22 protein-coding genes are annotated in these 24,217 nt (G+C 60.0%); 7 read left to right on the top strand and 15 right to left on the bottom strand.

Annotation, left to right across the window (positions count from 1 at the left end):
• The first annotated feature begins 123 nt into the window (after positions 1 to 123).
• The 3 genes from ACXAGD_RS04105 (at position 124) to ACXAGD_RS04095 (ending at position 4,957) form a co-directional block, all read left to right on the top strand.
• A complete protein-coding gene (locus tag ACXAGD_RS04105; RefSeq protein ID WP_475208667.1) occupies positions 124 to 3,285 on the top strand; it encodes a valine--tRNA ligase in 3,162 nt (1,053 codons plus the stop codon).
• Positions 3,286 to 3,421: 136 nt separating this feature from the next.
• A complete protein-coding gene (locus tag ACXAGD_RS04100; protein WP_475208665.1) occupies positions 3,422 to 4,585 on the top strand; it encodes a benzoate/H(+) symporter BenE family transporter in 1,164 nt (387 codons plus the stop codon).
• A 39-nt stretch (positions 4,586 to 4,624) separates the two neighbouring features.
• Positions 4,625 to 4,957, top strand: a complete 333-nt coding sequence (locus ACXAGD_RS04095; RefSeq protein WP_475208664.1) for a DnaJ family domain-containing protein — start codon at positions 4,625 to 4,627, stop codon at positions 4,955 to 4,957.
• A 2-nt stretch (positions 4,958 to 4,959) separates the two neighbouring features.
• Here ACXAGD_RS04095 and ACXAGD_RS04090 read toward each other — a convergent pair whose 3' ends face one another.
• Together ACXAGD_RS04090 and ACXAGD_RS04085 are read right to left on the bottom strand one after the other, a co-directional pair.
• Positions 4,960 to 5,325, bottom strand: a complete 366-nt coding sequence (locus ACXAGD_RS04090) for a VOC family protein (protein ID WP_475208663.1) — start codon at positions 5,323 to 5,325, stop codon at positions 4,960 to 4,962.
• Positions 5,322 to 6,104, bottom strand: coding sequence for a crotonase/enoyl-CoA hydratase family protein (locus tag ACXAGD_RS04085; protein ID WP_475208662.1), 783 nt, complete (start codon positions 6,102 to 6,104; stop codon positions 5,322 to 5,324). Before ACXAGD_RS04085 ends, ACXAGD_RS04090 begins: the two co-directional genes overlap by 4 nt.
• 132 nt (positions 6,105 to 6,236) lie before the next feature.
• Between ACXAGD_RS04085 and ACXAGD_RS04080 the strand changes: the two genes are divergently transcribed.
• A complete protein-coding gene (locus tag ACXAGD_RS04080; protein ID WP_475208661.1) occupies positions 6,237 to 7,340 on the top strand; it encodes a pyridoxal phosphate-dependent aminotransferase in 1,104 nt (367 codons plus the stop codon).
• Between the two features lie 7 nt (positions 7,341 to 7,347).
• Here ACXAGD_RS04080 and ACXAGD_RS04075 read toward each other — a convergent pair whose 3' ends face one another.
• From ACXAGD_RS04075 to ACXAGD_RS04050, 6 genes are all read right to left on the bottom strand, one after another.
• The gene (locus ACXAGD_RS04075; RefSeq protein ID WP_475208660.1) at positions 7,348 to 8,538 is read right to left on the bottom strand and encodes a pyridoxal-phosphate-dependent aminotransferase family protein; all 1,191 of its coding nucleotides are present in this window, start codon (positions 8,536 to 8,538) and stop codon (positions 7,348 to 7,350) included.
• A gap of 51 nt (positions 8,539 to 8,589) precedes the next feature.
• Positions 8,590 to 9,222, bottom strand: coding sequence for a bifunctional 4-hydroxy-2-oxoglutarate aldolase/2-dehydro-3-deoxy-phosphogluconate aldolase (locus ACXAGD_RS04070; protein WP_475208659.1), 633 nt, complete (start codon positions 9,220 to 9,222; stop codon positions 8,590 to 8,592).
• Between the two features lie 5 nt (positions 9,223 to 9,227).
• Positions 9,228 to 11,033, bottom strand: a complete 1,806-nt coding sequence (gene edd / locus ACXAGD_RS04065) for a phosphogluconate dehydratase (protein WP_475208658.1) — start codon at positions 11,031 to 11,033, stop codon at positions 9,228 to 9,230.
• A gap of 2 nt (positions 11,034 to 11,035) precedes the next feature.
• Positions 11,036 to 12,481, bottom strand: a complete 1,446-nt coding sequence (zwf, locus tag ACXAGD_RS04060; protein WP_475208656.1) for a glucose-6-phosphate dehydrogenase — start codon at positions 12,479 to 12,481, stop codon at positions 11,036 to 11,038.
• Positions 12,482 to 12,620: 139 nt separating this feature from the next.
• Complete coding sequence (ptsP, locus tag ACXAGD_RS04055) at positions 12,621 to 14,864, bottom strand: phosphoenolpyruvate--protein phosphotransferase (RefSeq protein WP_475208655.1); 2,244 nt, start codon at positions 14,862 to 14,864, stop codon at positions 12,621 to 12,623.
• 45 nt (positions 14,865 to 14,909) lie between these two features.
• Entirely contained in the window at positions 14,910 to 16,148 is a 1,239-nt protein-coding gene (locus tag ACXAGD_RS04050) for an aspartate kinase (protein WP_475208653.1), read from the bottom strand.
• Between the two features lie 163 nt (positions 16,149 to 16,311).
• Between ACXAGD_RS04050 and ACXAGD_RS04045 the strand changes: the two genes are divergently transcribed.
• On the top strand, positions 16,312 to 16,665 hold the full coding sequence (locus ACXAGD_RS04045; RefSeq protein ID WP_475208652.1) for a hypothetical protein: 354 nt from the start codon (positions 16,312 to 16,314) through the stop codon (positions 16,663 to 16,665).
• On the opposite strand, the gene ACXAGD_RS04040 is transcribed toward ACXAGD_RS04045, so the two are convergent.
• The 5 genes from ACXAGD_RS04040 to ACXAGD_RS04020 form a co-directional block, all read right to left on the bottom strand.
• Positions 16,659 to 17,297: an SDR family NAD(P)-dependent oxidoreductase gene (locus tag ACXAGD_RS04040; protein WP_475208649.1), complete on the bottom strand. Its 639-nt coding sequence runs from the start codon at positions 17,295 to 17,297 to the stop codon at positions 16,659 to 16,661. The two genes, ACXAGD_RS04045 and ACXAGD_RS04040, sit on opposite strands and share 7 nt — an antisense overlap.
• A 3-nt stretch (positions 17,298 to 17,300) precedes the next feature.
• Positions 17,301 to 17,756 carry a DUF1178 family protein gene (locus tag ACXAGD_RS04035; protein ID WP_475208648.1) on the bottom strand — a complete coding sequence of 152 codons (456 nt, stop codon included), beginning with the start codon at positions 17,754 to 17,756 and terminating at the stop codon, positions 17,301 to 17,303.
• 71 nt (positions 17,757 to 17,827) lie between these two features.
• Positions 17,828 to 18,292 (bottom strand): NUDIX hydrolase, encoded by a 465-nt coding sequence (locus ACXAGD_RS04030; protein WP_475208646.1) that lies wholly within the window; start codon positions 18,290 to 18,292, stop codon positions 17,828 to 17,830.
• Positions 18,293 to 18,411: 119 nt separating this feature from the next.
• Positions 18,412 to 19,155, bottom strand: coding sequence for an EcsC family protein (locus tag ACXAGD_RS04025; protein ID WP_475208644.1), 744 nt, complete (start codon positions 19,153 to 19,155; stop codon positions 18,412 to 18,414).
• A gap of 53 nt (positions 19,156 to 19,208) precedes the next feature.
• Positions 19,209 to 19,703, bottom strand: a complete 495-nt coding sequence (locus ACXAGD_RS04020; protein ID WP_475208643.1) for a GNAT family N-acetyltransferase — start codon at positions 19,701 to 19,703, stop codon at positions 19,209 to 19,211.
• 72 nt (positions 19,704 to 19,775) lie between these two features.
• On the opposite strand from ACXAGD_RS04020, the gene ACXAGD_RS04015 reads away from it, so the two are divergent.
• Positions 19,776 to 20,381, top strand: a complete 606-nt coding sequence (locus tag ACXAGD_RS04015; protein ID WP_475208642.1) for a flavin reductase family protein — start codon at positions 19,776 to 19,778, stop codon at positions 20,379 to 20,381.
• 113 nt (positions 20,382 to 20,494) lie between these two features.
• On the opposite strand, the gene ACXAGD_RS04010 is transcribed toward ACXAGD_RS04015, so the two are convergent.
• The gene (locus ACXAGD_RS04010) at positions 20,495 to 22,129 is read right to left on the bottom strand and encodes a SulP family inorganic anion transporter (protein ID WP_475208641.1); all 1,635 of its coding nucleotides are present in this window, start codon (positions 22,127 to 22,129) and stop codon (positions 20,495 to 20,497) included.
• A gap of 208 nt (positions 22,130 to 22,337) precedes the next feature.
• On the opposite strand from ACXAGD_RS04010, the gene ACXAGD_RS04005 reads away from it, so the two are divergent.
• Positions 22,338 to 23,210: an S-methyl-5'-thioadenosine phosphorylase gene (locus ACXAGD_RS04005; protein WP_475208640.1), complete on the top strand. Its 873-nt coding sequence runs from the start codon at positions 22,338 to 22,340 to the stop codon at positions 23,208 to 23,210.
• On the opposite strand, the gene ACXAGD_RS04000 is transcribed toward ACXAGD_RS04005, so the two are convergent.
• Entirely contained in the window at positions 23,207 to 24,079 is an 873-nt protein-coding gene (locus ACXAGD_RS04000) for an alpha/beta hydrolase (protein ID WP_475208639.1), read from the bottom strand. The two genes, ACXAGD_RS04005 and ACXAGD_RS04000, sit on opposite strands and share 4 nt — an antisense overlap.
• Positions 24,080 to 24,217: the final 138 nt, after the last annotated feature.

Here is a 24,217-nt window from a genome sequence, read left to right as displayed (position 1 = left end):
GCCCTGCAGGCGACATTAGGCTGCGCCGGTTCGTTGTCCAGAGCGTCCGCAGACCCTTCCACTTCGCGCCGCGTTTCGCTATTGCAGGCGCTAACCCAAGATTGATGACGCAGGACGCACCCCATGGCGATGGAAAAGACATTCAACGCGGCCGAGGCCGAGGCCCGCATCTACGAAGCCTGGGAGCAGGCCGGAGCCTTCAAGGCAGGCGCGAACAAATCGCGCGACGAAAGCTTTACCATCATGATCCCGCCCCCCAACGTGACGGGGGCGCTGCACGTGGGTCACGCCTTCAACAACACCCTGCAGGACATCCTGATCCGCTGGCACCGGATGCGCGGGTTTGACACGCTGTGGCAGCCCGGTCAGGACCACGCGGGCATCGCCACGCAGATGCAGGTCGAGAAAATGCTCGCCGCCACCCAACAACCCGGTCGGCGCGAGCTGGGCCGCGAGAAGTTCCTTGAGAAAGTTTGGGAATGGAAGGGCGAGTACGGCGGCACGATCATCGAGCAGTTGAAACGGCTCGGCTCGTCGTGCGACTGGTCGCGTAACGCGTTCACCATGGCCGGTGCCGCGGGTGACCCGCGCACGGGGCACGAGAACTCCGCCAATTTTCACGACGCGGTGATCAAGGTCTTCGTCGACATGTACGAAAAGGGCCTGATCTATCGCGGCAAGCGTCTGGTCAATTGGGATCCGCATTTCGAAACCGCAATCTCGGACCTTGAGGTCGAAAACATCGAAGTCGCGGGCCATATGTGGCACTTCAAATACCCGCTGGCCGGGGGCGAGACCTACACCTACGTCGAAAAAGACGAAGACGGGAACGTTATCCTAGAGGAAGAGCGCGATTACATCTCGATCGCCACGACCCGCCCCGAAACTATGCTGGGCGACGGTGCAGTTGCGGTTCACCCCTCGGATGAACGTTACGCGCCAATCGTTGGAAAACTCTGCGAAATCCCTGTTGGCCCGAAAGAGCATCGCCGTCAAATTCCGATCATCACCGACGACTATCCTGATCCTGATTTCGGCTCGGGTGCGGTGAAGATCACCGGTGCGCATGACTTTAACGACAACATGGTCGCCAAGCGCGGTGGCATTCCGATGTACCGCCTGATGGACACCAAAGGTGCGATGCGGGCCGATGGTGCGCCCTACGCCGACGAGGCGGGCAAGGCGCAGGAATACGCGCGCGGTCGTGAGTTCACCGAGAACGAGATCGACGCGATCAACCTAGTCCCCGACCATCTGCGCGGGCTCGACCGGTTCGAGGCGCGGGCGAAGGTCGTCGAAGAAATCACCAATGACGGTCTGGCCGTCATGTGCCGTGCCGATGACGCGCGTCTCGGCTCCACTGCTCTAAAACCTGAGCACGAGGGCGCGGACAAGCTGGTTCCGCTGGTCGAGAGCAAACCGATCATGCAGCCCTTCGGCGACCGCTCGAAAGTGGTGATCGAGCCGATGTTCACCGACCAGTGGTTCGTAGATGCCGAAAAGGTTGTCGGCCCCGCGCTGGATGCGGTCAAGGACGGCACGGTCAAGATCATCCCCGAGTCGGGCGAAAAGACCTATTATCACTGGCTGGAAAACATCGAGCCTTGGTGCATCTCGCGCCAGCTGTGGTGGGGGCATCAGATTCCGGTTTGGTATGGGCTCAATCTGTCCGCAGAAGGGTTCAAGGACGACGAGAACGACGGCGACCTTGATCTGGTCGAGTTGGGCCGTTTGCTGAACGAAGGCGGCATGCTGCATCGTGGCAGTGTTATGGAATGCGCGGCGAACCTTGAGGCCGTCACGGAAAAATTCCTCGACGACAATGCAAACATCCCCAGCCCGCTGAGCCACGCGACCGTCATCGAAGTCGCAGACAAACAGGAAGCGATCCACCAGTTCGCTGAAAGCCTTGCTCAATACGCTGTCGACCAAGACCCGACCAAGCTGGTTTACCCGGTGTGGCGCGACCCCGACGTCCTCGACACCTGGTTCTCCTCCGGCCTCTGGCCCATCGGCACTCTCGGCTGGCCCGAGCAAACCGAGGAATTGGAGCGTTATTTCCCGACGGACGTTCTGATCACCGGCTTCGACATCCTGTTCTTCTGGGTCGCCCGGATGATGATGATGCAGCTGGCCGTGGTCGATCAGATCCCGTTCCACACCGTCTACCTGCACCAGCTCGTCCGTGACGAGAAGGGCAAGAAGATGTCCAAAACCACCGGCAACGTCATCGATCCGTTGGAAATCGTCGACGAATTCGGTGCCGACGCGCTGCGCTTTACCAATGCCTCGATGGCGGCGATTGGCGGGGTGTTGAAACTGTCCAAAGAGCGTATCACCGGTTACCGGAACTTCGGCACCAAGCTTTGGAATGCCGTCCGCTTTGCCGAGATGAACGAGGTCTTCACCGACTCCGTTCCGCAATTGGACGTGGCCAATCTGAAGCCCAAAGCCGCCGTGAACCGCTGGATCATTGGCGAAACCGCCCGTGTGCGGGAAGAGGTTGATGCGGCGCTGGAAAGCTATCGCTTCAACGATGCCGCCAACGGTCTCTATGCCTTTGTCTGGGGCAAGGTCTGCGACTGGTATGTGGAACTGTCGAAACCGCTACTGCAGGGCGATGACGCCGAGGCGCAGGCAGAAACCAGAGCCACCATGCGCTGGGTTCTGGATCAGTGCATGGTTCTGCTTCACCCGATCATGCCCTTTGTCACCGAAGAGCTGTGGGGCCTGACAGGCAACCGTGCAAAGATGATCGTTCACGCCGACTGGCCGACCTACGCCGCTGCCGATCTGGTGGATGCGGATGCGGATCGTGAGATGAACTGGGTGATTTCCGTGATCGAAAACACCCGTTCGGCCCGCGCGCAGATGCGCGTCCCTGCTGGCCTCTATGTGCCAATGCTGGTGACCGAGATCGACGAAAACGGCCAATCCGCGTGGGACCGCAACGAGGCGCTGATCAAACGTCTGGCGCGGATCGACAGCCTGACCAAGGCCGGTGAGCTGCCTAAAGGCACCATCTCGATCGCCGCCCCCGGCGCGAGTTTCGGCCTGCCGCTGGCGGATATCATCGACATCGGCGCGGAAAAGGAACGGCTTGAGAAGGCCAAGGGCAAGCTCGCCAAAGAGCTCGGCGGTCTGCGCGGGCGCCTGAACAACCCGAAATTCGTGGCATCGGCCCCGGAAGAGGTTGTCGCAGAAGCCAAAGCCAACCTCGCCGCCCGCGAAGAAGAAGAAGAGAAACTGAACGAGGCGCTCGCCCGTCTGGCTGAAATCGCCTGATCTTCACCTTTTCGAAATTACGCAACACCAAACCCCACCGCCCGATCCGGCGGTGGGGTTTTCTTTTACCTTAGGGGACTTGCCCCCAAAGCCTGACCCTTGTTAGCAAGTGCTGGTGACAAGCCCCGAGGTCAGAATGGCACGTACAGTTCCCCCGATCCAAACCGTCTCGACCGGGCTGGTCGTGGCCATTGTCGGGTTTTTCAGCTCATTCCCCATTGTGTTACAGGGGCTGGCTGCTATGGGCGCATCCCCGGCCGAGTCCGCCTCGGGCTTGATGATGGCGGCTATCGCTATGGGCTTGACGGCAATTGGTCTCAGCCTGTGGTACCGTCAACCCATCAGCGTTGCGTGGTCGACACCCGGAGTTGCACTCTTGGCGGTGTCCGCGATGCCTGCGGAGGGTTTCTCCGAAGCCGTGGGGGCGTTTCTATGTGCAGGCGCGCTTACCGTGTTGGCCGGGCTTTGGCGCCCATTGGGAAGGTTGGCTGCAGCCATCCCAACGACATTGGCACAAGCTATGTTGGGCGGCGTTCTGCTGCCGCTGTGCATCGCCCCTTTCAAGGCTGCCGTTGACCTGCCCTGGCAAGCGCTGCCGGTGATCCTAACGTGGTTCATCGCCGGACGGATCAATCGGCTGTTCGCCGTTCCGGCGGCGGTGGTCGCTGCAGCGATTATCGTGATCCTGAACGCCGGCGACACATCGGTTGCGCCCTCTCATCTGATGGCCGCGCCTGTCTGGATCATGCCGACGTTTTCTCTGGCATCGATCATAGGCATAGGCGTGCCGCTATTCGTTGTCACCATGGCCACACAGAACATCCCCGGCATCGCGGTGATGCGCAGCTTTGGGTACACACCCGCGCCGGGCAAACTGTTCTCATCCGTCGGCGCGGCAAGTATTCTGTCAGCGCCTTTCGGTGCTCCGGCGACCTGCCTTGCCGCGATCACCGCCGCGATGTGTTCCAACGAAGACAGCCACCCCGACCCGACCCAACGCTACTGGTCGGCCGTGATGGCGGGGGTATTTTATTGCCTGTTCGGCATCTTCGCGGTGGCCATAACAGGGTTCGCCGTGCATGCCGATCCTCTGCTGATGGGCACATTGACCGGGATCGCCCTGATCGGAGTGCTGGCCAACGCCACCCACGCCGCGCTTGAAATCCCCGCCGAACGCGAGGCTGCGATTCTGACCTTTGCTATAACAGCTTCGGGCATATCCGTCTTTGGCCTGGGTGCGGCCGTCTGGGGCTTGGTGGTGGGTGGCATTGCCTATCTTGTGACGAACCGAACGCGCTAGCCGCTTTCACCCGCCACAGAGCTGGAGTATCCTTTCGCCATGTTTGGATCGCTAGGTAAACTGATCGAACGCCAGATCAAAAAGGCGCAGGCCGAGGGCCAATTGCAGGGTTTGGAAGGCGAAGGCCGCCCGCTGCCTGACCGATCCGGAGAGGCCCAAAGCGACCCGGCCATCGCCGCCGGGCATCGGATCATGGCGCAGGCCGGAGTGCTTCCCGAAGAATTCGAGATCCGGAAAAAGCTGGATGCAGCCCGAAAAGACTATGCTGTGCTGACCGACCCGAATGACCGCAGAGCCGCAATGGTCCGGATTGCAGACCTTGAGATGCGGTACAACATGGCACGCGATGCGCGGCGAGCGTTTATGCGCTGACCTCAGGTGGCAAAAGCGCGGCTGGAAATGGAAATCGAGTTTTTTGAAGGGTCCTTTGCGTTTGCAAACTGGTATCCGTCTGCCTTGTGGATTGGACCGAAATCCAGTCCCCTTTCACGAGCAGCCTCACAAAAACCCGCAACATCCGGAACATCAAAAACTAGCTTTATGGCGACCTGACCTTCCCGTGCTGCCTTACCAGCCGGGTGCAGAAGCAAACGCAGGCCCTTTGCTCTGGGGACTAACTCTATGATGCGGTCCCCCTCTGCGTGATGCGCAGAGTACCCGAAATGCGTTTCGTAAAAACGAACCATTTCCTCCATGCGTTTGGTGTACAGGATGATCCGGGTGATCGCGGCATCGGTCATTTGAACTCGGGCTTACGACCCTGCATCTGTGCCACCACCACCTCCATCTGATCGGGTTTGCCGATCAGTTCGACCTGCTCGGCGGATTCTTCCATCAGAACTTCGGCGCGGGATTTAGTCTCAGCCACTTCGATCAGGCGTTTTGCCGCGCGGATAGCTGAAGGGCTTCTACCCGCGATGTCTTCGGCCAGCGCTTGTGCTTCGGTCAACGGGTCATCTGAGAGTTTCGTGACCAGCCCCCAGTCTGCCGCCTGCTGCGCGCCGATGGGACGCGCAGTGTAGGTTAGCAAACGCAGCACGTCCGAGCGGACAAGCTGCGGCAGCAGAACCATCCCGCCCATATCGGGGATGATGCCCCATTTCATCTCCATCACCGCCAGTTTGGCCTCGGGGTGGGCGATGCGGATATCCGCACCCAGCGCAATTTGCAGACCACCGCCATAGGCCACGCCCTGAATGGCGCAAATCACCGGCACCGGCACACGTCGCCAGACCAGGGCCAGTTCCTGCATCTCGTTGGCGTCTTCATGGCTGCGGGTCATCAGCCATTCGGTCGGGTCCATATGGGCCATTTTGGCAAAGCTCGCCATGTCGAGGCCAGCGCAAAAGCCTTTACCTTCGCCTGACAGCACCACCGCGCGCACGCCTGAGGCCGCGACCTCTTGCCCGGCGGACAGCAGTGCTTTGATCATCGCGTCATCCAACGCGTTCATCTTGTCGCCGCGCGTCAGCGTGACATGGGCGATGTGATCTTTGTACTCGACGGATACGCGTGTCATGCGGCCCTCCCAAATTCTGTTACCCCAAACATGCCCGGATGGGTCGCCAAGTTCCACCGCAACGTGGGGGCACGTCCAGCGGTACTGTTGCAGGTGGTTGCCTGACAGGAGGTCATGAGGTTATCTCGCAGCATGACTGACCCACGCTATACCCCGCTTGCCCTGTCACTGCCTGCAACCGTGCCCTTTGTCGGGCCGGAGACGCAAGAGCGTCAGCGCGGCGCGCCCTTTGTGGCGCGGTTGGGCGCAAATGAGAGCATCTTCGGCCCCTCACCTCGCGCGATCGAGGCGATGGCTGCGACCGATATCTGGATGTATGGCGACCCCGAGAACTATGATTTGCGCCAAGCGCTTGCGGATCATCACGATGTGAGGCCTGAAAACATCGTGGTTGGCGAAGGCATCGACGGTTTGCTAGGCTACCTCGTGCGGTTGCTGGTTGAACCCGGTAATGCGGTCGTCACATCGGACGGGGCTTATCCGACTTTCAACTATCACGTCGCAGGCTTCGGCGGCGTGTTGCACAAGGTTCCTTACAAGGGTGACCACGAAGACCCCGCGGTGCTGTTCGCTAGGGCCGCGGAAGTGGATGCAAAGCTGGTCTATCTGGCGAACCCCGACAACCCGATGGGCAGCTGGCATAGCGGCGCAGAAATCGTCGCCGCGATGGACGCTCTGCCCGATGGATGCCTTTTGGTATTGGATGAGGCTTATGTGGAGTGTGCACCCGACGGAACAGCGGCCCCGATCGAAGCGGATGATCCGCGAGTAGTCCGGATGCGCACGTTTTCCAAAGTCTATGGCATGGCAGGGGCACGGGTTGGCTACGCCATAGGTGCGCCGGGTTTGATCGAAGCGTTCAACAAGGTGCGCAACCATTTCGGCATGAATCGGGCTGCTCAGGCTGGGGCTTTGGCAGCGTTGCAGGATACGGAATGGCTCGCCCATGTGCAGGTGAAGATCAGTGCTGCCCGCGACCGGATCGGCCAAATTGCGCGAGATAACGGGCTAGAACCCCTCCCCTCGGCCACAAATTTTGTGGCCATTGATTGTGGACGGGACAGCGCCTTCGCCAAGGCGGTGCTGGAATCACTTGTAGCGCAGGGCATCTTTGTGCGTATGCCCTTCGCCACGCCCCAAAACCGGTGCATCCGTGTCAGCTGTGGTGCAAAGGATGATCTGGACGCATTTGCTGCCGCGCTGCCACAAGCCTTGGCGGCTGCGCGGGCCGAATAGGTTTCGTCTATTGGGATAGAACAGCCGCCGCCGCTTCGAGCGCGCCTTTACCGCGCGGGATGTTCTGGGCGGTCATTGCGGTCTCCATTCCCCCCAACATCGCCATCACCATCTGACCGTTCACATGGCCCATATGGCCCAGACGGAAAAAGCCGTTCCAGTCTTCCATTCCAAGACCGATGCCCAGTGTCAGACCCATCTGTGTCTCGGTAAACTGGCGCAATGGCGTGCCGCGCTCATCTGTTAGGCGCAGAGTAGTGACAGCGTGGCTGCGATAGGCGCGATCAGCGACGTTCAGGTGCAGCGCGCCGTCGTCAGCCCAGATTTCACATGCCGTCCAGATTGCAGTGGCAAGGCGTTCATGGCGGGCCCAGACCGTCTCAATGCCTTCTGCGTGGATCAGGTCCAAGGCGGCGCGCAGGCCGTACAGGTGATGCGTCGGGGCGGTGCCGTTGAAATACTGGTAAAACAGTTCCGGCTTTGCTCGCGGCTGCCAGTCCCAATACTGAGAGACACGCGGCATTTCAGCCCGCTTGGCCTGCGCTTTTTCGTTGAAGAACACGAACCCGACCCCCGCCGGGGTCATCAGCCCCTTTTGGCAAGCGGTGACCATGACATCGACGCCCCAGGCATCCATCTCAAACCGATCACAGCCAAGCGACGCGATACAATCCGCCAGCAGCAGCGCGGGGTGGTTCAGATCGTCCAGCAGAGCCCTCAGCGCCGGGACGTTGTTGCGGATCGAGCTTGAGGTATCCACATGCACTGCCAGAACCGCCTTGATCCGGTGGCCTGTGTCCGCGCGCAGAGCGTCCGCGATGCGCTCCATATCCCACGGTGAGGACGTGCCGAAATCGATCAGCTCAACTTTGGCGCCGATGGCTTCGGCCATTTCGGCCCAGCCATGGGTGAACCGGCCCGAGGCCGGTGCCAGCACGGTTTCCCCCGGTGCGATCACGTTGGACAGCGCGGCCTCCCATGTGCCGTGACCGTTGGCGATATAGATGGCGACGTGATGCTCAGTCCGGGCCACGCGCTTCAGATCGCGGGTCAGAGCAGGCATCATCTCGATCAGTTCGCCGTCATAGATATTGGGCGACGGACGGTGCATCGCCTGCAACACCGCATCGGGCATGACGGACGGGCCGGGAATAGCCAGATACTCGCGCCCCCGCGCGAGAGAGATTTGATTTGTCATGGGGTCAACCTGTTTGAATTAACGCCCACCCTAACGCAGCTAAAAGTGGCGTCAATCCGCTAGCTTGGCGGCCTCACGCGCAAGTGCTTCGATACCGGCCCAATCCCCATCCAAAACCTTCTGCTTAGGTGCGACCCAGCTGCCTCCGGCGCAGACCACATTCGACAATGACAGGTAATCCCGCGCGTTTGCGGGGGACACGCCGCCGGTCGGGCAGAAGGTGATCTGAGGCAGAGGCGCACCAATGGCTTTCAACGCAGGCGCGCCGCCCGAAGCCTCGGCAGGGAAGAATTTCAGCATGTCATAGCCCTGCTCCAGCAGGCGCATTGCCTCGCTAGCCGTGGCCGCACCGGGCAGCAGCGGCAGGCCTTCCGCCTCACAGGCCGCAATCAGGGCATCGGTCGCGCCGGGTGATACGCCGAACTGTGCGCCCGCCGCTTTGGCAGCGCGGACGTCTTCGGGGGTAACCAGCGTGCCTGCCCCGACGACCCCGCCGGGCACCTGCGCCATCTCGCGGATTACGTCCAATGCCGCAGGTGTACGCAGCGTGACCTCCAACGCGGGCAGCCCGCCCGAGACCAACGCCTCGGCCAGAGGGCGGGCGTGTTTGGCATCATCGACGACTAAAACGGGCACAATCGGCGCAAGGGCACAAATCTCACGGGTACGTTGGGTTTTCGACATTGGGATTAAGCTCCGAAAATGCTGGCGCCTGCGTCGGCAGAGCCGACATTGTTGCGGAAAGCGGCGAACAGATCGCGACCAACTCCGTGTTGGTTGGCCGACAAGTCGGCGGTGGCAGGGGTACGGTCCAGCACGCTTGGGGTGAGGATTTCCAGATCCCCTTTCACTGCATCAACGCGCAGCAGATCACCATCCTGCAGATATGCGATCGGGCCGCCGTCAAGCGCCTCGGGGCAGACATGGATCGCAGCGGGAACTTTGCCCGACGCGCCGGACATGCGGCCATCCGTGACCAGCGCCACCTTTTGGCCTCGTCCCTGCAAGATCGACAGCATTGGCGTCAGCGAGTGCAGCTCGGGCATACCGTTGGCCTTGGGGCCCTGAAAGCGGACAACAACGATAACGTCATCGGTGAATTCACCGGCCTTGAAGGCTGCTTTGACCGCATCCTGATCGTGGAACACACGCACGGGTGCTTCGACGATCTGATGTTCAGGGGCCACGGCCGAAACCTTCATGACGGCTGTCCCCAGATTGCCGGTCAGACGCGACAGGCCACCGGTGGGCTGGAACGGGTCGTTGGCGGGGCGCACGATCTTGTCGTTCAGACTGTGGCCTGCGCCTTCTTCCCAGTTCAGCTCGCCGCCCTTCAACTTGGGCTCTTTAGTGTAGTTGTGCAGGCCCTGCCCCGCCACGGTCAGCGTGTCCGGATGCAGCAAGCCATCCTCAAGCAGTGTGCCGATGGCAAAGCCCAGACCGCCAGCTGCGTGGAAGTGATTCACATCGGCCAGACCGTTGGGATAGACACGCGCGATCAGCGGCACCACTGCAGAGATGTCGGAGAAGTCCTCCCAATCCAGCACGATCCCCCCCGCACGCGCCATGGCGATCAGGTGAATCAGCAGGTTGGTCGAGCCACCTGTCGCCATCAATCCGACAATGCCGTTCACAAAGGCGCGTTCGTCCAGCACCTGATAGACCGGAGTATAATCATTGCCCAACGCGCTGAGGGAAAGGGCGCGGCGAGCACCCTCTTTTGTCAACGCATCGCGCAGGGGAGTGTTTGGGTTGATAAAGCTGGAGCCCGGCAGGTGCAGACCCATGAATTCCATCAGCATCTGGTTGGTGTTGGCCGTGCCATAGAACGTACATGTGCCGGGACCGTGATAGGCTGCCATTTCCGCCTTCATCAACTCGTCGCGGCCAACCTCTCCGGCGGCGAATTTCTGTCGGACCTTGGCCTTTTCGTCGTTTGGCAAGCCGCTGGTCATCGGACCCGCAGGCAAGAAAACCGCAGGCAAATGCCCGAACGCCTGCGCACCGATAATCAAACCAGGCACGATCTTGTCACAGACGCCAAGGAACACCGCCGCGTCGTAAGTGTTGTGGCTAAGCGCTACACCCGTCGCCAGCGCGATCACGTCGCGTGAGAACAGCGACAATTCCATCCCCGCTTCACCCTGTGTGACGCCATCACACATGGCAGGCACGCCGCCTGCAACCTGTGCAGTGCCACCGGCCGCTCGGATCGCATCGCGGATCAGGCCGGGGTAGCGTTCGAATGGTTGGTGGGCCGAAAGCATGTCGTTATACGAGGTGACAATGCCCAGATTTCCAGCAGTTCCCGTTGCCATCGACTGCTGATCTTGCCCTGCTCCTGCATAGGCATGGGCCTGACCGCTGCAGGACAGATGCGCGCGCGCTGGCCCTTTTGACCGGGCTTCCTCCATCCGTTTTACGTGCGGTCCGCGCAGGTCGGCGCTGCGGCCGATGATCCGCTGGGTTACGTCAGTGATAACAGAATGAACCATGATTAACCTCCGATCTGACGCCAGCGACGACCGTCGCGATGCATCAGCATCAATGCTTCTTCGGGGCCTGAACTGCCCTGATCATAGCGCGCAGGGCGATCGCCCCTCTCTTCCCAACCCTGAATGATGGGATCGACCCAGGCCCAGGCCGCTTCGGCCTCATCCCCGCGCATGAACAGGGTCTGGTCGCCGCGGATGACGTCCATAACCAGCCGTTCATAGGCATCAGGTGCGCTGGATTCAGCACCCAGCGCGTCGGCAAAGCTCATGTCCAGCGCCACATCCGACAGGCGGAACCCACCCGGGCCGGGATCTTTGATCGTGGTGCGTAGGGTGATGCCTTCGTCCGGTTGTAGACGGATTACCAGGACGTTGCCATGCAGCGGGCCGACATTCGGAAAGATCGTATGTGGAGGGTCGCGGAAGAACACTGCAATCTCGGATTCCCGCGCACGCAGGCGTTTACCGGTGCGCAGGTAGAAAGGAACCCCGGCCCACCGCCAGTTGCCCAGGTGAACCTTGAGGGCAATAAAGCTCTCGGTCCGGCTGGCGGGATTGTCGACGTGATCAACGTACCCACCCTTCCCTTCTTCAGCACGGTACTGGCCACGCGCAATATCTTTGGGCTCAACCGGTTCCAGCGCCTCGATCACCTTGACCTTTTCGTCCCGCACAGCGTTCGGCGCGAATCTCGAAGGCGGCTCCATCGCCGTCAGGCACAGAAGCTGCACAAGATGGTTCTGGATCATATCCCGCATGGCACCGGACTGGTCGTAATACCCGCCGCGTCCTTCGACGCTTACGGTTTCGGCGACAGTGATCTGCACGTGATCGATATGGGTCGAGTTCCACAACGGTTCGAACAAAGAATTGGCAAAGCGCAGAGCCATCAGGTTCTGTACTGTTTCCTTACCCAGATAGTGATCGATCCGATAAATCTGATGCTCTTCGAAACAGGCACGCAGACCCTCGTTTAGCGCCTTGGCCGAGGGCAGATCGTGACCGAAGGGTTTTTCCACCACGATGCGGCTGTCCGGCGTCGCCATTCCGTGATCATGCAAACGCTGCGCGATACCCGAAAACAGGCTGGGACCAACCGACAGATAGAAGGCGCGAACCACATCCGGACGCAGAAACTTGGCGAGATCAGACCAGCCCGCCTCACCCATTGCGTCGACCGGCACATATTCGACCCGGCTTAGAAACTGGTCCAGCACGTCCTTTTTGAACTTGGGCGCAAATTCCTTCATCGAAGTGCGGATCTGTTCGCGAAACGCGTCGCTGTCCATATCCGACCGGGCTGTGCCGATGATCCGGGCGTCTTCGGGCATCTGACCCACTTCGAAGCGATGATAGAGGCCCGGCAGAATCTTGCGCTGTGCTAGATCGCCAGTGGCGCCGAACAACACCAGATCGAACGGGTTGACCGGAATTACGCGTGAAACCATCGACGGGCTCCTTCAGTGTTCACCTGAGCCACCATAGCACCACCAATTGGTTGCGCTTGGGGTATGGGTAATGTTACCGCTAACATTCACGGTCTGAATAGGCAATGCGGATGCAGAAAGCAAGCCCGGATTTGGAAAATCAACTCTGATTGCGCAGCCATTCCATGACAGCCGGGCGAACGGATTGCTCTCCGCGATGGCGCGCGTCGGCGATAATCTTGCGCAGCGATTGCAAATCAGCCCGCAACAGAAGGCTTTTGACAGGGCCGATTGAGGCCGGGCGCATCGACAGTGACCGAATGCCCATCGCGGCCAGGCACAGCGCCTCGACCGGGCGGCCCGCATCCTCGCCACAGAAAGACAGTGGCGTGTCCGAGATGTTGCAGCGCTCCACGATACGCTCGATGAAACTTAGAAAGCTGACATTCAGCGTATCATAGCGGCGGCGCACCAATTCGTTCTCGCGGTCGGCGGCAAAGAAGAATTGCTTCAGGTCGTTTCCGCCGATCGATACGAAATCGACCTCGTCAAAGAACTTCTGCGGCGCAAAGGCCAGCGACGGTGTCTCGAGCATCGCGCCGACCTCAATTGTTTCGGGCAGGACATGGCCAAGGCGCTTTTCCCGCTCGATGGTCTTGTTGACTTCCCACTTGGCCTCGCGGAACTCGTCGGCCTGCGCCACGAAGGGGAACATGATTGTCAGTGGCCGCCCATTGGCGGCGCGCAGCAAGGCCTGCAACTGCATCCGCATGACCCCGCGCTTGTCCAGCCCGACACGAATCGCGCGCCAGCCCAGCGCCGGGTTCGGCTCGGCCACGTGTTTCATATAGGGCAGAACCTTGTCTGACCCGATATCCAGCGTCCGGAACACCACACGCTTGTCGCCGGCGGCATCCAGAACCCGCTGATACTGTGCCACCAATTCCGACCGTTTCGGCATCTGGTTGCGGATTAGGAACTGCAACTCGGTCCGGAACAGGCCCACGCCCTCAGCGCCTGAGTTGTTTAAAGACGGCAAATCAGCCATCAGCCCCGCGTTCATCACCAGATTGATCCGCTCACCATCCCGCGTCACGGTCGGGGTTTCGCGGATCGAGGCGTAGCGTTCCTGCGCCTTGGCCTGCATCGCGATCTTGTCGCGGAAGGCACTGACCACGGTATCTTCGGGGCGCAGGTGAACAACGCCATGATCGCCGTCGACCAGAATGTGATCTCCGTTCAGCGCCTCGGTGGTGATGCGACCCACATGAACGACCAGCGGAATCGCCAGAGCACGGGCAACAATCGTCGCGTGACTACCGACCGAACCTTCCTCAAGCACGATGCCCCTGAGCGAGCGGCCATACTCCAAAAGATCCCCGGGGCCGATATTGCGGGCGATCAGGATCGGATCTGGCGGCAGGTCGGCCCCATCGGTTTTGCCCTGCCCGGTCAGGATGCGCAGCAACCGGTTCGACAGATCGTCCAGATCGGCCAACCGCTCGCGCAGATAGGGGTCGGTCACCTGCCCCATACGGGCGCGGGCCTGCGATTGTTCTTTCTCGACAGCGGCTTCGGCACTGAGACCGCGGGCGATGTCCTCTTCCATCCGCCGCATCCAGCCCTTGGAATTGGCAAACATGCGGTAGGCTTCCAGAACCTGAAGCTGTTCCTTGTCTGCTCCTTGTGAGATCTCTAGCATCTTGTCGACGCCGACGCGCAACTCCTCGATCGACTCGGTCAGGCGCTCAAGCTCACGATGGGGGTCTTCGGCGATTGGGTTGGTCACCACGACGCGGGGTTCATGCAGCCAAACATGCCCTTCGGCTGAACCTTCCTGCGCGGGGCCACCGTTCAGCTGCACCGATTGCTGGTGCAGCGGCGACAGGGCAGCGCCTTCACCCACAAAAGCGCCCAGCTCGGCCATTTCGGCCAGAACCATGGCGACCACTTCAAGCGCGTAAACCTCATCCGCTGAAAGCTCGCGCGCTTCGCGGGATTGAACCACCAGCACGCCCAGCTTTTCACCCAAGCGCTGAATGGGAACACCAAGGAAGGACGAGAACCGTTCCTCGCCGGTTTCCGGCATATAGCGGAAGCCTTTGGCCGACGGCGCATCCGCCGTGTTCATCACTTTGCCGGACTGGGCGACACGACCGACCAGCCCCTCACCCATGCGCATGCGGGTCTTATGGACCGCCTCGGGCGACAGGCCTTCGGTGGCGCACAGTTCAAGCGTGTCTTCGTCGCGGAACAGGTAGATCGAGCAGACTTCGGCCCGGATGCTGTCGGCGATCAGGCTGGTGATCCGATCAAGACGTTCCTGACCGGCGGCTTCGCTCGCCATCTCTTCGCGCAGCCGCCCCAGCAGCTTGCGGGATTCTGTTTCGGTGCCGTCCGCCATGGCCCAACCAAATTAAGGTGTCAGGCTAAAACCTTGGCTGAAAGCTCAGGCCGCCTTGTCCAGTTCAAAGGCATCATGCAGTGCCTGAACCGCAAGTTCCATGTATTTCCTGTCGACCAGGACGGAAATTTTAATCTCAGAGGTTGTAATAACCTTGATGTTGATTCCCTCATCCGAGAGCACCTTGAACATTTTGGCTGCCACACCGGACTGAGAGCGCATGCCGATCCCAACAACCGAGACCTTGCAAACGTCCTGATCCGCAACCAGTTCGGCATAGTTCAACTCGCCCGCGTCCTTGATCGCCAGCAGGGCTTTTTCTGCGCGCGCCACCTGATCAGTCGGGCACGAGAAGGTCATGTCTGTGCGTCCCTCGTCCGAGATGTTCTGCACGATCATGTCCACGTTCACGCCCTCATCGCTGAGTGCCGTAAAGATGGTCGAGGCGATTCCGGGGCGGTCCGCCACCGATACGACGGTCATCTTGGCCTCGTCGCGGGAATAGGCCACACCGGCCACAACATTGGATTCCATGATATCCTCCTCGTCAACGACCAGCGTACCGGCCTCATCGGATTGTTCTTCGAAACTTGAAAGAACGCGCAGTTTCACCTTATAGCGCATCGCCAGCTCGACCGAGCGGGTCTGCAGCACCTTGGCCCCCAGCGAGGCCAGTTCGAGCATCTCTTCGAACGAAATACGGTCCAGCTTGCGCGCTTTTTCACAGATGCGCGGGTCAGTGGTATAGACCCCGTCAACATCAGTGTAGATATCGCAACGTTCGGCGCCGAACGCGGCAGCAAAGGCCACAGCTGTGGTATCCGAACCGCCCCGGCCCAGCGTCGTGATGCGGCCTTCGGGGCTAATGCCCTGGAAACCCGCCACAACGGCTACTCGCATGCCTTCGCCGAACTTCTGGTTGAGGTTTTCGGTCGGGATTTCCTCAATCCGCGCCTGGCTGTGGGCGCTGGTGGTCATCAGCGGCACCTGCCAACCCTGCCAACTGCGCGCCGGGATATCCATTTCCTGCAGCGTCAGCGCCATCAAGCCAGCTGTGACGTTCTCACCCGAGGACACCACGGCGTCGTATTCGCGCGCATCAAACAGCGGAGACGTTTCGTTGACCCAACCCACCAGTTCATTGGTCTTGCCGGACATGGCCGAAACGATGACGATCACATCATAACCCTTGGCCACTTCGACACCGATGCGTTTCGCCGCTCGGCGGATGCGGTCAAGATTGGCAACCGACGTGCCACCGAATTTCATAACAAGTAAGGGCATGGGGGTGGTCTCTCCGCGCCTTGGAATTCAGGTTCCGTGCGTCTTATGCGAGGGGGGCCGTAAGGGCAAGGGTTCAAAACTGCCGCGAATGCCGCATGGGGCCGCTTTACATCTGATCGTGCCGGTGTCAGCCTTAGACACCGAATTTTCCAAGAGGTTTTCCATGCTCCGCCTTGCCATCGCAGCCATGCTGCTTTCTTCGCCCGCTATTGCGCAAGAGGCCTCATTGGCCGCAACCGATGGAAAGAACGCCTTGGGCACGGTGCCCTGCGCTGCGGGCGGCGCACCCCTAAGCAGCTGCCATGCCGAACTGCGCCACCATGACGATGGCACCACCACCCTTGCCGTTGCGCTGGGTGCCGGTGAGGTGCGTAGCATCTATTTCACCGATGGCGTGCCGACGTCCAGCAGCTCGCCCGCCAAGATCACGCATGAGACTCGCGGTGACCTTACGGTGGTTTTTATTGACCCCGATGAGGTCTACGAAATCCCTTCGGCCGCGTTAATCCGTCAATAAGCGTGGGGACGACCGTCCCAGGTTTCGAAACAGCCCGTGGTGTCCAGTGACAACGCGTCAAACCGCTCAATCAGGCCCTCTGCGGCCTGGGCTGAGGTGATCTCGGCCGCAGGTCCACCCATTTCAGTTTTGACCCAACCGGGATGATAGACGCCCACGGCGATGCCATCCGCTCGCAGATCGGTGGCCAGATTTCGCCCCAGATTCAAAGCAGCGGCCTTTGACGCACGATAGATATAGCTGCCGCCCGGTGCACGCGTGTGCGAAGCCATCTGAGAGGACAGGATCGCAACCTTCCCCTGCGCGGCGCGCAGGTTGGGTAGCAAAGACTGAACAGTCAGGAATACGCCGGTGACATTGGTGGCAAAGCTCTGTGCCCACATCTCAGCCGGATAGCCGTCGATCCCTTGCCCCTTGTCAAGATAAACCCCGGCGTTACAGATCAACAGATCAACCGGCTGGTCCGCTAAGTGCGCTGCCATGTCGGCTTGCTGCGCCGGGTCGGCGACGTCCAGCACCACCTGCGCGGACCCATCACGCGCGGTGCCGGTCAGCGTGTCTCCGCGCGCTCGATAGTGATCCGCCAGCGTTCGGCCAATCCCACGACCGGCGCCAGTGATCACAACATGCATGGGTCAGTTGGTCTTTCTGCTGGGAACAAAGGGCAGCGGAGCCACCGGCACCCCGTCATCTATAAGCGCCTGCGCGTCTTCCGGCTTGGCCTCGCCATAGATCGCCCGCTCGGGGGCGTCGCCCAAGTGTATTTTGCGCGCTTCGCTAGCAAAATCCTTACCGACATAGTCCGAGTTCTCTTCGACTTTGCGGCGCAGTTCGGTCAGTACCTTTTCGACATCGGGGTCCGGGGCCGCAACATCGATCGTTTCAGCCTCGGGCGTCGGCGCCAGAGGCCGTGCCTCGGCGTTGCGGGCCGGGCGAACGCGTGGTGTCATGATAGCTTTTTCAACATCCGAGCACCCGCACACCGCGCAGGTCACCATACCCGCGGATGCCAGTTTGTCGTAAGCAGCGGCCGATTGGAACCAGCTGTCAAAGGTGTGGCCGTTGCTGCACTTCAATGCGTACTGAATCATGGTCCGTCCAAATGTCGGTTGCCGAATAGATACCGAGGGACATGACAAGATCAAGCCCTTCCAAAGACAACTCAGTGCTTAACGGGCTCAAGCTTGCGTAACAATATTGCCAATTCGCGAGAATTCACCATTTGAGCCGCCTTTTTCGGCGAGAACCACTTTCGGTTCCGCTGCCTACATTCCGGAAAACGCGAAGAGACCGACTGCACCAACAGGGGATAAACGTCCACGGCACATAGTACCGGCCCTTTTTTGCTGCGATTCTTCTGATAGTGAAACCGGCCAATCGCGTGGCTGTCGCACAAACCTCGAATACCCGCCTCTTCCCATGCTTCTTGGCAGGCTGTTTCGGATGGGCTAAGCCCATCGATCAGCCATCCTTTGGGAATGATCCAGCGGCGGGATTTGCGGGTGGTAATCAGCAACACCTCGGGGCGCCCCTGCGCAACGCGATAGCACAGCGCCGCAGATTGCTGGCGCACCGGAATGTGCCGGGTCTTTCGCGAAACATGTGGCGCAATTCTGGCGTCAACCACGCTGAGCCGCCTTTCAAATGGGATTCTTGCCTGTTTTCCCGCAGTTTTCTGCTTATTTAGCGGGTCCTCAGATAACGGATACCATATAAGGCGTTTTCCTCCAAGCCCACGGCTTTGGATTACATGCGCGCGACTAGCTTCCGCACCAGATCATCATGCGGGATATCGGCGTCGACCGCCAATCGCCGCAACCCAAAATGCACGCGGGCGATCTGCTGATAATAGCGCGAATAGACATAGTTGGTGCCGCCACCAGCAATCGCCCCCAGCACCGGCACGGACTGCGCCGCCAGTTTCTGCCCCAGCACAACGGACAGGCGCGGAGCAACCGCCGCAACCAGTTTTTGCATGGCTGGTCCGGTCAGCGTTAGCCTGACGGAAAAGAACCCCAGATCGGCACCATCGTCATTGGACAAGGGGCCCGCCGCAGACAGAACGCGCACGCAATCGAACTTCACACCCTTTTCAGAGGGATCGAACCCTTCGCGTGCCGCAGCACCCTGAATGGCGCGCAGTAGCATTGCGGTGGTGGCAGGCAACTCCATCAAGGCGGTTGATACACCACCCAACCCACCCGCCGCGCCCATGGCGGTAGTCACTGCGGTATTGACCCACGGGCGTTGATCGGGAACTGCACGTCGTGACCCTTCGGCTGCGTGCATGGCCAGCCACAGCGCTTGCTCCGTAGCACCCGTCAAGCCGTGTCGGATCGGTTCGGGCAATTGCTCCAGTAAGGATTCGGCCGAACCGCCCAAACTGTTCAACAGTTTGACACCCGGGCCACCCGCAGACCTGTAATACCCGGCCAAACGGTCAAGTTCAGCCTCGGCATCCAGTTTTTCGACAAGAACCACGTCCTGCATAAACTCCCTCCTGTCCTTTAGACATCGGGGCTTACGGTCAGCGTTTCAATAGCTCAGCGGCTCCAACGGGTCACCGGGCCACGGATCCCATCCCAAACGCCTGGCGACAATTCCACGCCCAAAACACGGTCCGGGTTGGTAGGCGGCGGCATCTCTACCCCTCTAAGAAGAGTAAACCCGAACCGGGCGTAATAGGGCGCATCACCGACCAGCATGACACGGTCCCAACCCAAAGCGCGGCCGGCCTCAAGGCCTTCGTGGATCAGAAACCCACCCAGACCCTCGCCCTGGTGGGTGGGGTGTACGGCAACCGGCCCCAGTAACAGGGCATCGTGCCCCCCCACATGCACCGGCCAGAATCGGATGGCACCGGCCAAAATGCCCTGCCCGTCACGTGCCACCAAGGACATACCTGAAACGGGTGGCACATCATCGCGCAAACGGTACGAGGACAGCGCCTCGCGCCCGGGCGCAAAGCACAGGTCATAGAGGGCCTCGACCTCCCACCAATCATCCGGCTCTTCCGGCCTGATCCCGAACTGCTGCACCCCGGCCCTCTTTTCCTTGCTGGCATTCGCCCTAGCACTTCGGTACGCCTTGGGCAAACGCTTGGAGATCAGATGTTCTATCGCCCCGAAGACGGCCACGGCCTGCCGCACAATCCGTTCAATGCAGTTATTACTCCTCGCCCGATCGGTTGGATTTCCAGCCGAAGCCCCGACGGGATCAACAATCTGGCGCCCTATTCATTTTTCAATGGCGTTGCCTACACGCCGCCGCAAGTGATGTTCGCCTCAACCGGCACCAAACACGATCAGGATAGTGGCAAGGACAGTGTGTCGAATATCGAGGCAACCGGCGTGTTCTGCGTGAACGTGGTGGCCCATGCACATCGAGACGCGATGAATGCCAGTTCCGCAGGCCTGCCCAAACACCACGACGAATTCGATCACGCCGGCCTGACACCGGTCGAATGCGAAACCATCCCTTGCGCCCGGGTCCAAGGCGCTCCGGCCGCATTGGAATGTAAACTGACGAAGATTGTCACTCTTCCGGGCGAGTCAAACCGTGTCGTTTTTGGCGAAGTTACTGGTGTTCACCTGCGCGACGACTGCCTGAAGGACGGTATTTTTGATGTCACATCCTTCCAACCGCTGGCCCGGCTTGGATATCGGGATTATTCGGTCGTAACCGAATTGTTTTCACTGAGCCGCCCGGACGATTGATGTGCGTTTGTGGATGCATTCCACGCCAGAAAGCTTGAGGCCAGACGAAGCAACGATTCCCTGCCTCATCTGGCCTAAACTATCCCAGAGCGCGAGGCTGAGTCTCGCAATAATCAGTGACCGCCGAGGATACCCGTGCGGACTGAATAATCGACGGCCAACTCGTAATCCGGGTCATCATCGCTATCGACCATCAAGTGTCCGGCCTTGTTTAGCAACTTGTGGCAGTCCCGGCTGAGATGGCGCAGCATGACGCGTTTGCCCGCGGCCTCGTATTTGGCGGCGACGTTCTCAATTGCCTGCAGCGCCGACTGATCGACCACGCGGCTTTCGGCAAAATCTACGATCACAGTTTCTGGATCGTTGGGCACATCGAACAACTCAACAAATCCTTCAGATGAGCCAAAGAACAGCGGGCCCTGAATTTCGTAGACTTTCGCACCTTTTTCCGTCGAAGAGTCGCGGGTAACGGCGTGAATACGCTTGGCATTGTTCCAGGCGTAGGCCAGCGCCGAGACGATGACACCGACCACCACAGCAACTGCCAAGTCTTCCATCACAGTCACAACGGTTACCAGAACGATCACGAACGCATCGGTGAGCGGCACCTTGCGCAGGATTTTGAACGAGTTCCAGGCAAAGGTTCCGATGACCACCATGAACATCACCCCGACCAGCGCAGCCAGCGGGATCTGTTCGATAAGGGGTGAAGCGAACAGGATGAAAATCAGCAGGAACAGCGCCGCTGCGATGCCCGCAATCCGCGTACGACCACCGGATTTTACGTTGATCATCGACTGACCGATCATCGCACAACCGCCCATACCCCCAAAGAAACCGGTGGCCACGTTTGCGACGCCCTGCGCGATACACTCCTGCGAGGCTCCGCCGCGCTTGCCGGTGATTTCGCCCACAAGGTTCAGGGTCAGCAGCGATTCAATTAGGCCAATGGCGGCCAGAATGACTGCGTAGGGCAGTATAATTTCAAAGGTTTCCCAGGTCAGCGGGACCATTGGGATGTGGAATGCGGGCAGTCCGCCCTCGATTGAGGCCAAGTCGCCGACACGCGGGACCTCCAGTCCAAAGCCAATCACCAGCGCGGCCACAACCACAATTCCCGCCAGCGGTGCGGGAATGATGCGTGTGATACGCGGCATTACCCAGATCACCGCCATGGTCAGCGCAACCAACCCCAGCATAGTATAGAGCTGCATGCCCGAGAGCCATTCGCCCCCACCAACGCCATGGCCGGTGTTTTCCATGGTACCCGGCACTTTGAACTGGCCCAATTGCGCCAGGAAAATCACGATCGCCAGACCGTTCACAAAGCCCAGCATCACCGGATGCGGCACCAGACGTATGAACCGTCCCCAATGCATGGCTCCGGCAATCACCTGCAGGATACCCATCAGCACAACGGTCGCGAAAAGGTATTCAACTCCATGCTCGGCCACCAACGCGACCATCACAACCGCCAGCGCTCCGGTCGCACCCGAGATCATGCCCGGGCGACCGCCGATCAGCGCTGTGATCAGACCGACCATGAAGGCCGCGTAAAGACCTACCAGCGGGTGCACCCCAGCAACAAAGGCAAAAGCCACCGCCTCGGGCACGAGCGCCAGGGCCACGGTCAGACCGGACAGCAGCTCGATCCGCAAACGTGAAGCAGTCAGCCCCTCGTCCGGCACCCAACGCAAATCGGGTTTGGCTATACGATTGGCAAAGCTTGCCAGCATGGCTCGGGGCATGGGGCGGTCCTGTCGGTCAGTTTTTGTTCGCGCGAAAGGGGCCTTTTAGCGGTCAAACCCCACCTGAGATACCGCGTCAGGCGGGACCCTGATATGCGTCTGACGCATACCGGACCAGCGCCCAACACAAACCGTTGAAGCCACTTGCCAAATCCTCTGCCGCCCCGCAGAAATTCCCCAACGGATTTTTTTCTTGCGGAGCACAGCCATGACCCAGACCAAAATCGCCATCATCGGTGGATCAGGCATTTACGATATCGACGGGCTGGAGAACGCGGAATGGGTGACTGTTGAAACGCCATGGGGAGATCCTTCGGACCAAATCCTGACCGGTTCCTTGAACGGTGTCGAAATGGCGTTCCTGCCCCGCCACGGCCGCGGCCATGTGCATTCTCCGACCGACGTGCCCTATCGTGCCAATATAGACGCGCTGAAGCGGCTGGGGGTGACGGATGTGATCTCAGTTTCTGCCTGCGGGTCATTCCGCGAGCATATGGCGCCGGGGGACTTCGTGATCGTGGACCAGTTCATCGACCGGACCTTTGCCCGCGAGAAGAGCTTTTTCGGCACTGGATGCGTCGCTCATGTCAGCGTCGCGCACCCGACCTGCCCGCGCTTGTCGGATGCTTGCGAAACCGCGGGCAAAGCTGCGGGCATCACCATTCACCGTGGCGGCACCTATCTGGCGATGGAGGGGCCGCAATTCTCATCACTTGCGGAATCGAAGATGTATCGCGAGCAATGGGGCTGTGACGTGATCGGCATGACCAACATGCCCGAGGCCAAACTCGCCCGCGAGGCCGAGCTTTGTTATGCCTCGATCGCTATGGTTACCGACTATGACAGCTGGCACCCGGACCACGGCGAGGTTGACGTGACCGCAATCATCGCCACGCTGACTGGCAATGCCGAGAAAGGCCGCGCGCTGGTCAAAGGTCTGCCCGATCTGTTGGGAGCTGAGCGCGAACCCTGCCCCCATGGCTGCGACCGGGCGCTGGAATATGCTATCCTGACGGCACCGGAAAAACGCGACCCGGCGTTACTGGCCAAGCTGGATGCAGTTGCCGGTCGGATTCTCTAACCGGGCTGCTGCCCAAGCACGTTTTGCACTTCAGACCAAAGCCCATGCGACCAGAGATCGCTATGGGTTCCGCCCGGGATGACGTGCAATTGGGCACTATCCCCAGACATCGCAGCCAGTGCCTCACCGTGATGCAGCGGGACGGTTTCATCCTCGGTGCCGTGGAAGATCAGGGTTGGCACGGTGATGCTGTCGATCAAGTCCCGGGTGGCGAACTGATCCTTCATCAGGAGCGAGACCGGCAGAAACGGATAGCGCTCAGCCGCAACGTCCACAGTTGCCGTAAACGGTGCCTCAAGCACCAGCAACTGCGCATTCGGGCGCTCTTCGGCCACCGCAGCCGCAATGCCGGTGCCTAAGCTCTGGCCATGCAAAACAATGTTCGAGCCTTCTGCGTCCAAACGATCAAACAGAGTAATCCCGTCCGAGATCAACGCCAACTCCGAGGGCTCACCCCCACTGCCCGGAAAGCCACGATAGCTGGGTGCAAGCAGGCCGAAACCACTGTTGAGGATTTCACGCATACGGTCTGCACGGTCACCCAGGTTTCCGCTTTGACCATGGAAGAACAGAACCGTCGGCGCACCCTCGGTCGCTGGCGGCGCGGTCCATGCGGTTAGTACCACCCCATCAGACATTGGGACCTTGATTACCTCAACATCTGCAAGACCGACAGCCTTGGGGTCCGGCAATTCGCCCGAGGGTTTGTAAAGCAGCGTATCCTGATTTGCGTACATGTAACCTACGATCCCGGCGTAAATCACGCCACCAATCAGGATGAAAAGGATCAGAACACGTCTCAACCGTCCGGCTTTCGACCGGGACATGTCTTCGAACACTTTCGAATAGTCGGGATGCGTCTGCGACACGATAGCCTCCAATCCTCAATTTACCTGAGTTTGGAATGCCAGAAGCTTGTTTCAAGGAACATGTAGAAGCCTTAACAATATCTTTATCTGACCGGCGCTCGCACCCCTTCGATTAATCCGCGGAAACAGAACAGCCTC

This window comes from Ruegeria sp. ABF4_144 (genome assembly GCF_056160045.1).
This window is presented reverse-complemented; position numbering and strand designations above follow the sequence as displayed.

Coding starts and splice junctions, on each gene's coding strand:
- ACXAGD_RS04105 (WP_475208667.1), top strand. CDS start 124: ATGGCGATGGAAAAGACATTCAACGCGGCCGAGGCCGAGGCCCGCATC.
- ACXAGD_RS04100 (WP_475208665.1), top strand. CDS start 3,422: ATGGCACGTACAGTTCCCCCGATCCAAACCGTCTCGACCGGGCTGGTC.
- ACXAGD_RS04095 (WP_475208664.1), top strand. CDS start 4,625: ATGTTTGGATCGCTAGGTAAACTGATCGAACGCCAGATCAAAAAGGCG.
- ACXAGD_RS04090 (WP_475208663.1), bottom strand. CDS start 5,325: ATGACCGATGCCGCGATCACCCGGATCATCCTGTACACCAAACGCATG.
- ACXAGD_RS04085 (WP_475208662.1), bottom strand. CDS start 6,104: ATGACACGCGTATCCGTCGAGTACAAAGATCACATCGCCCATGTCACG.
- ACXAGD_RS04080 (WP_475208661.1), top strand. CDS start 6,237: ATGACTGACCCACGCTATACCCCGCTTGCCCTGTCACTGCCTGCAACC.
- ACXAGD_RS04075 (WP_475208660.1), bottom strand. CDS start 8,538: ATGACAAATCAAATCTCTCTCGCGCGGGGGCGCGAGTATCTGGCTATT.
- ACXAGD_RS04070 (WP_475208659.1), bottom strand. CDS start 9,222: ATGTCGAAAACCCAACGTACCCGTGAGATTTGTGCCCTTGCGCCGATT.
- edd (WP_475208658.1), bottom strand. CDS start 11,033: ATGGTTCATTCTGTTATCACTGACGTAACCCAGCGGATCATCGGCCGC.
- zwf (WP_475208656.1), bottom strand. CDS start 12,481: ATGGTTTCACGCGTAATTCCGGTCAACCCGTTCGATCTGGTGTTGTTC.
- ptsP (WP_475208655.1), bottom strand. CDS start 14,864: ATGGCGGACGGCACCGAAACAGAATCCCGCAAGCTGCTGGGGCGGCTG.
- ACXAGD_RS04050 (WP_475208653.1), bottom strand. CDS start 16,148: ATGCCCTTACTTGTTATGAAATTCGGTGGCACGTCGGTTGCCAATCTT.
- ACXAGD_RS04045 (WP_475208652.1), top strand. CDS start 16,312: ATGCTCCGCCTTGCCATCGCAGCCATGCTGCTTTCTTCGCCCGCTATT.
- ACXAGD_RS04040 (WP_475208649.1), bottom strand. CDS start 17,297: ATGCATGTTGTGATCACTGGCGCCGGTCGTGGGATTGGCCGAACGCTG.
- ACXAGD_RS04035 (WP_475208648.1), bottom strand. CDS start 17,756: ATGATTCAGTACGCATTGAAGTGCAGCAACGGCCACACCTTTGACAGC.
- ACXAGD_RS04025 (WP_475208644.1), bottom strand. CDS start 19,155: ATGCAGGACGTGGTTCTTGTCGAAAAACTGGATGCCGAGGCTGAACTT.
- ACXAGD_RS04015 (WP_475208642.1), top strand. CDS start 19,776: ATGTTCTATCGCCCCGAAGACGGCCACGGCCTGCCGCACAATCCGTTC.
- ACXAGD_RS04010 (WP_475208641.1), bottom strand. CDS start 22,129: ATGCCCCGAGCCATGCTGGCAAGCTTTGCCAATCGTATAGCCAAACCC.
- ACXAGD_RS04005 (WP_475208640.1), top strand. CDS start 22,338: ATGACCCAGACCAAAATCGCCATCATCGGTGGATCAGGCATTTACGAT.